This window comes from Nitrosospira sp. Nsp18 (assembly GCF_900103145.1).
In the GTDB taxonomy this organism is placed as follows: domain Bacteria; phylum Pseudomonadota; class Gammaproteobacteria; order Burkholderiales; family Nitrosomonadaceae; genus Nitrosospira.
Genome location: NZ_FMWY01000027.1, coordinates 1 through 14,186, shown reverse-complemented (window position 1 = coordinate 14,186; position 14,186 = coordinate 1). Strand labels below are relative to the sequence as shown.

The 14,186-nt window shown below is 51.6% G+C and carries 10 protein-coding genes and 1 pseudogene; 1 reads left to right on the top strand and 10 read right to left on the bottom strand.

What is annotated here, in order from left to right:
- Positions 1-352: 352 nt before the first annotated feature.
- The 5 genes from BLS94_RS11455 to xrtB form a co-directional block, all read right to left on the bottom strand.
- Positions 353-1,879, bottom strand: a complete 1,527-nt coding sequence (locus tag BLS94_RS11455) for a lipopolysaccharide biosynthesis protein (RefSeq protein WP_090961131.1) — start codon at positions 1,877-1,879, stop codon at positions 353-355.
- 675 nt (positions 1,880-2,554) lie between these two features.
- Entirely contained in the window at positions 2,555-4,822 is a 2,268-nt protein-coding gene (locus BLS94_RS11450; protein WP_090961128.1) for a beta-galactosidase, read from the bottom strand.
- 359 nt (positions 4,823-5,181) lie between these two features.
- Positions 5,182-6,651, bottom strand: coding sequence for an O-antigen ligase family protein (locus tag BLS94_RS11445; RefSeq protein WP_090961125.1), 1,470 nt, complete (start codon positions 6,649-6,651; stop codon positions 5,182-5,184).
- Positions 6,652-6,952: 301 nt separating this feature from the next.
- Positions 6,953-7,645 (bottom strand): exosortase-associated protein EpsI, B-type, encoded by a 693-nt coding sequence (gene epsI / locus BLS94_RS11435; protein WP_072768302.1) that lies wholly within the window; start codon positions 7,643-7,645, stop codon positions 6,953-6,955.
- Between the two features lie 2 nt (positions 7,646-7,647).
- Positions 7,648-8,547, bottom strand: coding sequence for an exosortase B (gene xrtB / locus BLS94_RS11430; protein ID WP_072768303.1), 900 nt, complete (start codon positions 8,545-8,547; stop codon positions 7,648-7,650).
- 22 nt (positions 8,548-8,569) lie between these two features.
- On the opposite strand from xrtB, the gene BLS94_RS11425 reads away from it, so the two are divergent.
- Positions 8,570-8,944, top strand: a complete 375-nt coding sequence (locus BLS94_RS11425) for a VanZ family protein (protein ID WP_176767866.1) — start codon at positions 8,570-8,572, stop codon at positions 8,942-8,944.
- 197 nt (positions 8,945-9,141) lie between these two features.
- Here BLS94_RS11425 and epsG read toward each other — a convergent pair whose 3' ends face one another.
- The 5 genes and pseudogenes from epsG to BLS94_RS11400 form a co-directional block, all read right to left on the bottom strand.
- Entirely contained in the window at positions 9,142-10,071 is a 930-nt protein-coding gene (gene epsG / locus BLS94_RS11420) for a chain length determinant protein tyrosine kinase EpsG (protein WP_090961119.1), read from the bottom strand.
- Positions 10,072-10,092: 21 nt separating this feature from the next.
- Positions 10,093-11,475 (bottom strand): chain length determinant protein EpsF, encoded by a 1,383-nt coding sequence (gene epsF / locus BLS94_RS11415; RefSeq protein WP_090961116.1) that lies wholly within the window; start codon positions 11,473-11,475, stop codon positions 10,093-10,095.
- A 16-nt stretch (positions 11,476-11,491) separates the two neighbouring features.
- Complete coding sequence (epsE, locus tag BLS94_RS11410) at positions 11,492-12,292, bottom strand: polysaccharide export protein EpsE (protein WP_072768305.1); 801 nt, start codon at positions 12,290-12,292, stop codon at positions 11,492-11,494.
- Positions 12,293-12,334: 42 nt separating this feature from the next.
- Entirely contained in the window at positions 12,335-13,288 is a 954-nt protein-coding gene (locus BLS94_RS11405; RefSeq protein WP_090961113.1) for an EpsD family peptidyl-prolyl cis-trans isomerase, read from the bottom strand.
- 546 nt (positions 13,289-13,834) lie between these two features.
- Positions 13,835-14,186, bottom strand: a pseudogene (locus BLS94_RS11400) (putative exosortase B-associated extracellular polysaccharide biosynthesis transporter EpsL); the annotation flags it as partial.

Here is a 14,186-nt window from a genome sequence, read left to right as displayed (position 1 = left end):
TCCACGCATGCACCCTTGAGTTCGTCATGGATGGACTGGATTAAGCCAGCATCTGGCTCATCGGCCATCTGCGCCCGGCTTGCCGATACGCTTCCACGGTCGGGTAGTTACTTTCGCCTGACATCCAGTATCTCGAATATCTCATCCCGCCCAATTCCGACCGCCGCACATCAATCCGAGCGAACCCCTTTGCGTTCCTGCTTCGGTATCTTTATCATCTCTTCCCCTCCAATGGAATTTCAATTTTACCTTACCATCGGAAGACGATTTTTCGGGAAAGCTCGCTGCGCATCTACATCTGTAGAAAAGTGACGCAATCTCAGCGTCAACTTGGCGCCCGGTAATTCATCAATTACCAAACAAAAATCTTACGGCCGAGCAAGTGGTTCAGGCTTGCCCGTTCTTCCATCCGAAAAGGTTTGAGGAGATAAGATGCGAACATAAAAAAACAGCAGGCAAGTGCAGCCATGATGGCTAATGCTAACCAGCCTTGTGGCGATATTGCAATTTGTTGTGCCAGCAAGAATCCCGTTAAAGCTGCCGCCGCCAATTTATAAATTCCGATAACATCGGGTCTGTAAGCAGTGGTGCGCACCAAGGCGATAATAACCGTGCCGTTGAAAATTAGTTCGCTCACAACAATCGCGATGATAGGGCCCCACAAGCCCAGACCGGATTTCAGCAGCGTATAAGTCAAGGGCAACACCAGCACTCCAAAAGCCGCCCCCCGCAGACATAGGTGACTCTTACCGCTGGTTACTGCCACAGTCTCCAGTATCTGACGCTGACTGTAGAGAATGAGCGCCATCAGCAAGCCTGCCAGATAATGACCTGATTGCGTAAACTTGCCGCCGCTGAGTAAGGTTAACAGTTCGCCTCCTGCAAGCCAGGCGAATACCAGGATGGGCATCAGAACAAACAGGCTCAGCTTTCCGACAAGATTGGCATTGCGTGTCAATTCCACCATACCACCTTCTCCTACATAGGAGGCCACCAGCTTGGGCCTGACCAGGCTGAACAACATAGTCGCCGGCAGATAGCGGCAAACTTGCCCGTAGAGCCTGAGCAAAAAGCCAAACAGCGCCGTAACTTCCAGACCGAGATAACGCTGAATCAAAAAGACGAAGATTTGTGGGCTATAAGTTAGCGTAACGAGGTGGCTGAAATACATGTGGCGGGCCATAAGCCACATAACAGGCCAACTTGGCGGCTGCCACCCATCTCGTTTCAATAAACCGCCGTGCCTGCGCAAATGCTTTATCAAGCTGTATAAGGCGAGCATTGTGCCTAAGGCGGATGCCGTTATCTCGGCCAGTACTACTTGGTCTAGATGAACCGCTCCCTGTACCGCTGTGATAATTAAAAACAACAGTAAGGCAGCATTACGCATTACAAGACTTATTTGCGCTTGGCCCTGTTGCAAAAGCGGTTCCAAAATGCTTTCACGGATGTGTCGGCCTAAACCGTCCACTAACAGCACGAGCAGATAAAGACGCGCTATATCCACCTGTTGCGCAAGTTTCAGAGGGATCAGAAGCCAAGGCATCACCACATAAAGCAGCAGCGAAGCAGCGACTAGCACTAATCCGATCCACGCGGCAATCTTCCAGACAAAATGTGCGAGCATCTCACCGCTAGCATGCAGACGAAATTCCGGCAAATAGCGCGCCGCAATCCATGGCAGACCAAGCGATGCTACTACCAACGCAAACTCCATTCCGGCAATCAGGGTGACGTAGGCGCCGTATTCTTCCACAGTCAGCAAACGCACCAGCCAAAACAAAATAATCAAAGTGAATAGAGCAGAGATGGCTTTGCCGATGAGAAAATGCGCCGCGCTACGCTTCAGCGCACGACGGGAATAGGGCGAAGCACTCATAAATGACTCTCGGCAGTTAAGGCAGCATGCCCATGATACAGCCCAGCAAGAATACCCCGCATGGCAGAACTTTGGAAATTCATATTGCGCGGCACCGGCGGGGCGATAAAAATGGATAAAGGTAAAACAATGGCTTAACAGTCCGTTTGGCGTAAATAGCAGTTATCGTTCGTGAAATACATTTCGCCAATTTTGCCAAAAAGCGGCGAGCGGAGATTCGCACGAGTAGGCATGCGCGCCCGCCCCTCTTGCGCCGATGCGGCGGAGCTATAAAATCTTAAAATGAGATATTTGATTAGTTGTAGGATTTACAGGTACTATAAAATTTATAGCTTGGGGTGGTTAAGATTCATATCTGAAGCAGGGGAGATCGATCGGATCTCCCCTTAGATTCTTAACTCTGCATGAGGCACAAGCTATGATCTGACCCAGGACATGGATACCGGGACGGCTTCGTTGTTCGTTTGCTTTATTATGATACCGCTCAATCGGTCGCTAACGTCACTCCGGATTTTCTGAGGGTGATCAAACCGGTTTAACTGTAATCAGCCTGATCCTTATTAAATTTGGTGGACAGAGATCATCGTCGTTTTTGCAAGCAGTAAATCCCCCAAAAGGGTTATTTAGTGTCCGCATCAGAGCACAGCGATTTACACCGAAATATACTCGCCTTAATCATTCCCCTGCAATTTCGAAAAAGAGCGCTGGACCATCCGGTAGCGCTGCTGTATCCACGTCCAGTTCGATGGCGTCTCCTGTCCTCGTAAGAGGAATCGCCTGACGCCGAGTGCCCCCCAGCGTGAGCGGCCACGCCTTGAGCCCAGCGCTATTCTCGGATGCGACACGTAACGTAGCCGAGATTGTCTGAACCTGCGGCGGGAATTTACCCCGGGTTTTAATTGTAGTGCGTTCCGCATCCGCGAAGGTCATGCCCGTATTGATGGCATCCGTCAATACCCACAGCAGCAGGTGGCGGCTCTGAGCAATCGGCTTTTTGTCCAGCGATGAAACCGCAAACAGTGCCGGCCCGCTCGCAGTGCGTACGGTCAATGTGCCAGCTGAGGCATCCCCGCCCTTAAGCACCAGTGCCACCGTGCGATCGGTTACAACCTGGATAAGGCCTGCCCCAGAGTCGATGACAAGTTGTCCAGTGTCGGATTGGAATAGCTGATTCTCCGGTCGAGAGCGATTATCCGACCCTATTAATCCCGCACCTTGCAAGGCCGCTACGGCATCCGAACGCAAATCCCGCCCAGCGGTCGGGCCATTCGTCGATTTCACTAGCCACCAGGGTTGCGACCCTGTTAGGGTGACCCAGAGTTCTCCAGGTTTTGGCCGCCCCGTTATCGGGGCGAAGTCCAGCCCCATAGGAGAGATAAGGGACAGCTTTGAAAGTGGTTCCGGTACTTGTTCCCAACCACCGCTTCTGGTCAACACCTTCTCAGCATCCAGGTGCAGGTGGATGCGATTTTGTGAACTCGCGACATCGCCGCGCAGGTACAGCATGGCGGCGAGACGCTCAGCAGCGTGGGCGATCGGATCGCCTCCGACGCTAAATGGGTAGATCGCTTGCCGCCGCACAAATTGCGACGGTCCGTAATCGAACTGAATTGGTGATTCGGCGAATTGGCAAATCGCATCCCAACTTTGATGCGCCGCAACAGCAGGCATCAAGGCGGCCGATTCGTGGCGCCATCGATTCCAAAATGGTTGTCCATATTCGGTGACGGTGAATGGCTTGCCCCACTGTCGCGCGTTACTTAGAGCGCGAATATATTGGCCCGTATTTTTATGTAAGCTCGACTGCACCAATCGCGAGCCCGGCTCGCCATGATTGTTCGGTAAAACGTGGTAGCTGTGCAGGTCCACCCATTGAAGGCTGGAACGAGTAATGTCGGCGCCAAGATAGCTCCAATTGTCGAAAGCAGTAGTTAGACCTTTGAAGCCCAAATCGCGCACTCGTTTCTCCATCGCGCGATAGGCTCGCTGTTCCACATCGACGATGAAGCGGGCAAAATCGATATCGCGGGGACCTTTTCCACGGACTGTGGCAGGCAGGTCGACTATTCCGTCGAGGGATTCGCGATCTTTTAGTTCAGCGCCCCACGCTGATCGTAACGCCGAGTAGTTGCTGTAGCGCGCCTTCAGCCAATCACGGAACTGTGGAGCTAATTGCGGTGGATACAAAGGCCCATCGCCGGCTTTTGCCGGGTGTGGGCGATATGCCTCCACTAGATAGAAAAAACTTCCTTCATTGACCAGGATCATGCCCAGCATTGCCGGATCATGCATGGGAGCGATTCCAGTATAGGGATTTTTCGCGCCCCATAACCGCTCGATCAGGGTCGCCCAATGGGCGAAGGCCTTGGGATCGGTGAGCACATCCATTTTGGTGCGGTATTTTTTTACCCAACGATGGGGACGCACATCGCCCCAAGCAGCATTGTCGGACGTCAGGCCATCGACGATCCAATAGATACCTGCTTCCTTGAGTTGGGCGAGCAAGTAATGCAGGCGGTCGAATTGCTCAGGATCAAAGTCGAAGTCCTTGAAACGGCCGGTCATCAGGAGTGCGTCAACCGAAGCCAATCGAACCAAGTTATAGCCAGTGCGCGCCAACTCCCGTACAAGTCGTTCGCTGCCTGCTTTGTCCGGCATCCCTCCGCTCAGCGGGCTTAGGGCTAACGAAGCACAAAGAAAGCGTTCTGGAGTGCTGCGGCGCTCGAAGCCAATATGTCCATCTGATAATACAATGGCCGAGCCGTACTTTCCTGCTGGCCCAGTTGCGACCATTGCGGAGAAATCAAGCGCACTCCCGGAAGAAACAGTAAGATCCTGATCGGTCACAGTTTTCCAGCTATCCTCCGCCAACACGTTCCGCGCCGCTATAAGTAATGTTATTAGCAATGGTACGACGATGAGGCTGCTAAGTAATCGGAACATTTGCAAGTCCTCCTACGGTGTGTCTGGCTAGGTGCGAGACTAGATAAAACGTCTCTCTCGTGCGTTACGTTTTAGTGCCTCGTGCGTTTGATCTTATAAATGTGTAGGGCCCGTCACCTATATGCGACAATATATGAATTTGGCATTCCCTTCCGACTTGCCGATCAATTGGGGATTTTTTTCGAGCTTTGTCACCTTCGGGTTGAACTTTCACAACGACGAGGCCTAAATCTTGGCACGTATGATTGCGGCCGCTTGAACTAGCGATCCAGCGCACTTCGCTTTTGCACCAGAACTTATCCGCAGCCGGCCGTGTGCGCACGAGCCACAATGCTTTGCCAAGCTGAGCCTGCTTTCAGTCATGCTCGGCCACGTACAGAACCATAACGAAGACTTGCCGGTTCGAAAGACCTGCGCGGTCTGGCACCCCTGTCTATCACATAGGTAAAATGAGCCATCATTACAAAAAACTCTCCTGCGAGAACCGAGTTGAGTTGAAAATTTGCCTCGAATGCAGACCGCATCAGGAGGACGGCCAATATGGCCATACTTCCGCCCCGGGTGTGTTTGGCTGCACGTATTGAGTACTGGACAAGGAAATAAAAAAACACGAATAACGCGATAAGCCCGACGAATCCTGATCGGCTGAATGTCTGCAGGAAGAGGTTGTGCGCGCTGGCAGCACCTGTCAGCCCAAGCCGCAGCCGATTCTTGAGCCCCCAAAAATCTGCCCCCTGCCCAAATAAAGGGTTTTCCAATCCTCCCTCAATCGCGGCGTCCCATATCAACGTTCGCCCGGTTGCCGTAGACAGATGACCTACTGCACGTGCATCCAATTGACCCTCGAGTGCGGCCAGAATGTCCATATCCAAAAATATTGCGAGTGCACCAACCACTGAAACTAAGATGATGAAGCCACCGAATAAGCCAATCGGAATTGAGCTGCCGCGTTTACTGTCGGCAATGACTTCATCGGTTCGGCTCAATAATCGCCAGCAAAAAATGATGGAAAAACCTACGAATGCGGCTAGCATAGATGATTTTGACTGCGTTAAAATCAACGTCAGTCCCGCCGCGGCAAGTATGCACGTTCTAAGCCATGCCCTAGCTGACGGCTCGGCCAACTCCAGCACGAGAAACATACATGCAACCGCGCCCAGCGTGTTCGCATGGGATGTCACCCCCCAAAACCTTAAATCGAAACCGGGAATCAGCCCAACATAGCCGGACTGCATGACAAGTCCTGGAGCGACTATCGCTGCGATCAAGCTGGAGAATACTATCAAGCCAAGACATCTTTTTGCTACGATAACCGGATCGGCACTTGACAACCTAGCCCAGAGAAACAACGCAAGATATATGAAGAATGGGTAAATCAAGTTTACGTGGAAATAATAATGCTGCCCGAATAAAATCGGTAAAACGCTGAATGCAACGTAGAACACCATGAACGCAATGGTGATGTCGGTTGGCGCTTTCAGTCCCCTATTACTAAAACGGTCAAAGCTTGTTTTATAATTTCTGAAATTGAGAATCCACCCCACACAGAGCGCCGCGGAGCATCCAATCACAACCATAAGAAGCAGCTTTGTCGACACGGCACTTCCGACATCGGCCTCGGACGAGACAACCAGATTTTCATCCACAAAAGTCAGGACCCGGCCGGATAAGATAGTGGTCGCTACGCTCGTGCTCGCGATCAACAGCATTAGATAACTGAACATCCGGCCCGGCCAGCGGAATCCGGCCCCCGCCACGATAACGATTGCCATGATCAAAAGCAGTGCGAGAACAAATGCAGCGAGTGGCAAAACCGTGAGTTGCAGCACGATTAATTCCCGCTCATGATTGAAACGCCTTTCGTATGAGGCAATGCGGGCGAAATCACAGGCATTTACTTAGCCCCTGACGCGATAAGCTGAAACATCAACCATGCCATGTCGGGCTTCATTGCAGATGTGTATCCAAACCTCTTAGCGCACGGAATGCCGGGGTATAGGCAACCCGCAGGCCAAGCCTGATATGTGCGATATGCAAATGATCTCGCGAGTGATGGGTTCGCCGCGAACAGGGCTTCGGTGATTAAATAGCCGCGGTGCGCTGCTATGCCGCCCATAATCACAATTTCTTTCATTGATGACCTGAGCCCGGCATGCCATTCAGCTTTTGGCGATGTTCAGATGTTAACGCGCCAAGCATCTGATCGATAAACTGGGCTTGCATCTCATATGCTCGAGGTGCTTCAGCATCGATGGAAGAAACACGTATCAGCATTCCATCTGGAATTTTTCCATTCAGGCCGTAGCTCATTTCCGCAAGTTTTTTTTGAAGACCACCTTGAAACACGCGATTACCAACCGTTGTCCAGTAAGTAACCGGTTCGTTCCGCTGGCCGAGATTGGTCAGGATACGCGTGACCGGAATTAAACCGTTCTCGGTAGCCAAGGTACCCGTTTGTTTACTCTGGAGCGAGAATCCCTGTGCAGGATAGCAAACCTCAGGGTAATGCATCTGCATGGAATCCCTCTGATCATCTCCATAGGCGATCGCGAGCATGATGCGGTAGTCATGGTTATCCTTATAAACACGGCTGAGTGTCTGGGTATAAATTTTCTCAATCATTTCCTGCTGCTGTGGATCTACCATTTGCACTGAGTTCTGCTGCTCTTCACTCCAATTTCCGAATGCATGCGGAATCATTGTATTTAGATTGATACCGGGCCCCAGGTCCGCAATTTTTTGGGTAGGACGCAGAGCCAGTGCGAGACCTGAGGCCGCGAGCATGAGTACTAAAAGAATGAAATTTCTGAATAGGAGATTCATTCTTACGCTCCGCTCAACGTCCTATTACTGCCACGCTGCAGCTTGACGCCGAGTTGCAACAGCGAATCCACCCCAATAATCAATAGCAAGGCACTAAGGAAGAGCACCATGCCTGCGAACCCATGTAAAAAACCCTGTCCGGCCTCATCACCAAAATGATAGGTAATAAGCGTTAACACGATTACACGGATAACGTTAGCCGTAAAGGAGATGGGCACGATCAAAATGGCTAAGGTAACGTTGCGAAACAGAGAGTCGTGCCGGATAATGTTAAGGTAGAGCAAACCCAGCGCTTCGAGCGTAAAAAGAGTATGCAATCCTGCGCATGCGTCAGCTACCAGCAGCTTGTATTGCCCGATTTGGAGTATGACGCCGGTGCGGGCGATGGGATAGTTTGCCCAGAAAAGTATGCTTTCAGCTACATAAGAAACCGCCATCTTCATCGGCATCGTTAGAGCATCCACCACCGTGGCGGGTAAGGGGATCATGAAAAGCATGAAGAAAAGCGGAAACCATTGCGCCTTGAGTGCTGCGCTACCGCGCATGAGCAGGAGTATGGCGGCCAGCATCCAGATGACTGAACCGATCTCCATGAGCAGAATGCCTTGCGAACGGCCAATCACATAGAGCATCAACGCAAAGATAAAAATGGGCCAGCCGGCTGAAGGCGCCGCTGACCGATTTTCGCTCAGGCGCCACATTTCAGGCCATTTGCGATAAATAAGCCAGCAAGCAATACCGAGTACAATCGGACCATGCGCCTGCTGATCGGTACTCCAGATGCCGCGAAAGAGGTCGACCAGACTAGGTAAATACAGTACGATTAATCCGGCAATAATCGGTAGCCAGATGAGCAGCCGACCGCGCCAGCCTTCGGGTTGTCCAGATGATCCGTTGAACATAGTTGCCAAATTGGTACTCATTTTGTTTTTACAACACGCGCTATCCCGTCACCTTCGTATTGCAGCCACGCTGCTGGCGCTCGGGATTATGGGTAGCTTGTTCATTGGAGGAACGCAACCGATTGCCGTGAATCTGGTGCCGGAGCCATGGGACAAATTGCTTCATGGCGCCGTGTTTGCTTTGCTCGCCTGGGCACTTGGCTTCGCTAGTGGATTTCATGACTGGCGCGGTCTGGCTGTTGCGTTTATCGGCTCGCTGCTGATCGGATTGCTGGATGAGTGGCATCAGTTGTATCTTCCTGGTCGGCAAGCGGGTTGGCCCGACTTTATTGCGGACATGGCAGGCAGCCTCATCGGCACGATAACCCTGGCATTGTGGAGCAGAAAGCGTGGCTAGAATTCGATGATAGCGGAAAATTCTCATCGTCCAATTTTCCGTGCTGCTCGGAAAAGAGAAAAAGTTGATGAAAGCTGCGGAGAACATGATTGCCTCCTGGTAAAAATGCTTGAAGCACTTGCAGACTACTGTCAAGATTGGACTGGTCGCTTTTGTTGCCGATTGCAAGCGAGGCTTTATCCTTCGTTTTCCTTCAGTCAGAATTCGTTCAGCACCGACCCCAAGGGCGTTGTGCCCGTTTGCTGGAGGCTACGGACCAGCTCGATGGTTTGTGGGACTGATGTTCGATCTTTACGGGCGACTATGAGGGCAGCTGATGCGCGCGCTGCAATAATCTGAGCTTCGGCGTATTCGTGCGCGGCAGGCGTGTCAATAATGACAACGTCAAAATCGCGGACCACCGATTGCAATAATTCGGGAAAACCAGTTCGGCCGAGCAGTTCTTGCGGATTGGGCGGTACGGCACCTGCTGGCAACACGGAAAGCCCCAGCAACGAGGGTACACGCGCAATCGCCTCGATCCCGATACGACCTGCCAGCATACTGGATAAACCAGCGTTGTTGCCTAACTTGAATAGCTCATGCTGACGCGGTGCACGCAGATTTGCGTCGATGAGTAAAGTGCGTTTTCCTAGTTGCGAGAAGACAACAGCCAAATTTGCAGCAATGAAGCTGCGTCCTTCCCCTATACCGGGACTCATGATAGCGAGGGAGTTCAACCTCGCGTCACTATCGAACCACCGTAGCATTAGCTGACTACGCAAAGCGCGCAGCTTCTCGACAATCGGGCTGAACGGTTTATAGGCAGCTACCAGTTGATAGCTGAGGCTGTTATCCCCTGCGGGAAGGTAAAGGTTATTGAATTGACGGGAGAGTGCAAAACGAATGTCATCCTCCGTGAGCAGGCCCAGCTCAATGGCGGTGTCGCCAAAGCGTTTGCCCTGCTCTATCTGCAACCGGAGAATGCGGTCCGCGTTCTCGGCGGAGAGACGTCCGGTATCGACCAGGATGGCCCCTATTGAACTGCCATTGCCGTTGACCTGCGCTTTACCGTAAATTGAAGACTCGCCGGGTTTCGTGGTCTGGTTCCGCTTGATGATCGGGAGGCTAGCGCTTACGGGTTTCATGATCTGGTTCCGTTTTAGGTATTAACTGGCTACCGGGCCGAGCTGCTTGGGAATTTTTTGCACTGGTCTGCTGGAAATCACCGCAAGTACTGGTAGATCGATGGCCTGGATAAGATCTTCTGATGAGCGTACGCGACGTCTGCCGAGTTCAAGCATCAAGGCAATCCCTACACCGAGTAACGTACCGAGGAAAATGGAGATTAGAACGTTGAGGAGTATTCTGGGCCGCGAGTGTTTGGTTGGTATCGTGGCTGGATTCAGAATCGCGATGTTGGTCTGAGCCGATAGGCTTTCGAGACGGGTTTGAGCAGAACGCTGGCTCACACCGTCAAACGTATGTTGGGCAGCTTCAACATCACGCTTAAGTACGGCGATTTCATCGCGCTCCTTGTTGAGTTCGAGTATACGTTTTTTTTGAGACTCCATCGCTTCAAGCAGTTCTTTTTCCTTTTGCTTACCTACCTCGTAGGAGGTACCGATACTGTCCGAGATTTGCCGGGTTTCGCTAGCTAGCCTCCTCCTGAGCGAGGCGAGTTCACTTTCCGTACGTTTCGTTTGCGGATGGTTTACGCCGAGATTGACATTGCTTTCGTGGTGTTTGGCCTCGAGGCGCGCAATGTCCGATTTAAGCATATTGATCACTGGGCTTTGCATAACTTCAGACAGCGTTTCGGAATTGGCGGCAGATTTACGCTTGCTGCTGCTATCCGAAGTTTCAGCCTGCACGTTCGTCAATCGGGCAGACAATTCGTTGAGCTTGGCAGTTTCATGATCAAGTCGCTCGTCGGTAGCGATGATGCCGGTCTTTTGCTGGAATGCCGAGAGTGCCGCCTGCGCTTTTTCCAGTTTCTCACGCACCATTTTGGTTTGGTCTTCAAACCAGGTGGCAGATTGGCGGGCGGGTGTGACTTTCAGCTCCAGGTGAACATCGATGTAAGCCTGCGCAAAGGCATTTGCCACGGTTGCAACAAAGCTGGGCTCGATGCCGCTGAATTCGATGTTGATTACATTGCTTTCACGTGAAGGTCTGACCTCAAGCTTTTCCTTGAGCAGGTCAGCCAACCAAATCGTCAAGTCCCCTTCACCCTCTGTGGCATCCATCCATTGTTCCCGTATAGCGGGGCTTTCGTCCATACGCAGCAGCTTGACCACACGCTGTGCCACACGGTCACTGGTGATGATATCCACCTGTGTCGCCATGTATGCGGGCGTTGCCAGCCCTGGCATGATCATGCCGGCAACAGGATCAGGCGATCTGACATCGATCACTACGGCGCTGGTAGCAGTGTACTGCTTGGGTAACAGCAGGCTGATAAAAAAGGTGGCAGCCACCGTAATCAGTAGCGTAAGCGCGGCTACCTTGTAGCGCGCGCGGAGAATGAGCAGGAATTGTAGAAGGGTCATTACGCGTTGACCATTATTAGAAGATACTTTCCCGAACGTAAATAATATCGTTCGGCTGTACCGAATCGGTCATTTCAGGAGAGAGTCTTTCCACTACCCCCTCGGCGTTTGTCCGGTGAAGGCGCAACCACCACTCGCTGCCGCGCACCGTTGGGCCGCCACCCTGGGCCAAGGCTTGCATGACCGTCATGCCGCGCTCGATACGATAGGCGCCCGGGCGCTGAGCTTCACCATAAATATAGAATACGGGGGCACGATGGATATAAATTGTGTCTCCCCCCGCTAGAATAATATCTTCATCCGATTTTTCCGCGAGGTAGAGTGCCGGAATATCTATCACTTTTCGGAAGGGTTTGCCGTCTCGTAAACCTGTAACGATGGCGAAGTCGTCACCCGTTGGCGTCGCTCCACCGGCAGCGGCAAGCATGTCGCTTACCCGGCTGAGCGTTTCGAGCGGGAAACGCCCAGGCCGGTTGACCTGGCCAAGTACGCTTACTTGACTGCCACGCATTTGCAGGATAACGATGTTCACCTGGGGTTGCCTGACGAAGCCCCCATTTTTGAGCGCGGCAGCAATCTTTCGCTCTGCAGCAGCGACAGCGAGCCCGCCGACTTCGACAGCGCCCACGAGCGGGTAGGTAATAGAACCATTCTCGGACACGCGGGTTTCGGTCGTTAGATCAGGGTTCTGGAAAACCTGGATGCGTACGATATCTCCCGGCCCGAGGGGATAGTCGAGAATATGTTGTTGCGCGTACGCACTCACAGATAGCAGAGTAAATAAAAATGCGAGTAGCCTTATCAAGGTCTTGGTCATACTGTCATATTTCCTTTAAGCATTTGCTAATTAAATGAGATGTTATTTCAAACCCGCAACGCCTTTCTCGATACCAATGTCAACGTCGGATTTTACGGCGCTCGCTGCTGGAGCTCCGGATTGTGACGCCATGTTGCCATCCGTGTCAGAAAATCCACTCATATAGGTGATTTTAGCTTTCTCCTTAAGCCCCTTGAGTTCCTGCTTGGCAGCTTCCGCCGCACGTTGGTTACCAAGAAACTGTTGGATGCGCGGCAACGCCGCGGCTTCCGGTATGGGTACGGATTGCGAAGCGGCGAGTCGCATCACGGTGATGGATTGTGGCCCTTTGATGATCAACCCGTCACCAACTTTGAGTGGGTGTATTTTAGGCAACAGCTCAAGCGGAATCTGTTCGGCTGATCGTGTAGCGCTACCGCCTCCAAATTTTATTCCCTTGCCCTTGAGCCAATCGGCGATGCTTTCCATGGATTTCCCCGTATCGAGCATTTCGCGCAATTCCGTGTCTACCCCGGCATTTAACGGAACCACAATTTCCTGAATGTTGTAAATGCGGCGCTCGGCAAAGAGCTGGGGATGGTCAACGTAATATTGCTTTGCTTCATCAACCGTCGGCTTCGCCATTTCCGCGGTGACTTGCTCAATATATGCTCGGGCAAGAATTTCACGACGAGCGTTTTCGACAGCCATAAGAATATCAGGCGAACGGTCGAGTTTTTTCGCAACGGCTTGTTCAACAGCCAATTCCTGATCAATGAGCCGATCGAGAATTTGACGGCGGATTTTAGGCGCTGTTTCAGGCGTGCCAGCATTGGCACCCGCCCGAGAGAGTATGTAGTTAATCTGGTGAACGGAGATTTCCCCGGAATTGACTTTAGCCGCAATCTGACTGGCAGGCTTTTCGGTGTCTTTGCTGCCGCACGCACCCAGCGCCAGCGCCAGCGCCAGCGATGCAGAGAGTATTTGCAATATGATTTTTTTTTGGCTGAGTTTCATGTGGGCTTGAGTGAGGAATATCAACAATGTTCAAAACTTGGATAGCACGTCCTGCAATCGAGCAGCCATCAACTAATACCATCGAGAATAAGAACGATAGGCCGAGTTTCGGTAAAAATTACAGATGCATTTTAGATATATAACATTACATTACACCGTCACTGCTCAAGGCAATATCAAGGCCGCGATTGCCAGAAATAAGAGGGGCGCGTAATAAAAAGAATATACACGAAGCCACCCGTCGTCAATTCGTTTCTGAATACAAATTCGATGGCCTCACAAGAATACTTGAGCAACCGAGGCGAATAAACTAAACCGCGTCAACCTCCGGCATTCCGGGCTGGCGCAATTAATCATATACATCACTTTGGCTACTGCAAGGTAGCGAGTTAGCGCTTTCCGCGCAATAGTCCATATGCACTAGCGGAATTTGTATAACTGGCGGTGCCTCATCAGGTTGAGGAGTTATCCAACCAAAGCCCGAGGGGCGGCAGACGAATATAGTAACTGTGCGCACTTTTCTATATCTTTTTGAACACGTGAGGGTCAGAAATTAAGTTTTGCTGTAAAACTGCCCGCGGTACTGTCAAAGTCGAAGCCCCGCAGATTCGACGTACGTCTGTCGCGATGGAAAGCAGCACTTAGGAAAAGTATTTTCAAAGGTTGCCAATCCAAAGCGACGAGGCCGGAGTGCATTGAGTCACTGCGGCTATCAGTCGGAAGTGAAACGATTGCGCCGTGAAAATCAGTTAGAACATAATCATAGCGCATGCGCAAGGCGATTTTTTCTGTAATTTGCCATACGAATTGCGCCGAATTAAATGTAACCGAAAGGTATTCTGAGAAATAACGTTGCGCCATATTGAAGGTTACCGAAAAGGAGACCTTGATATGGTAA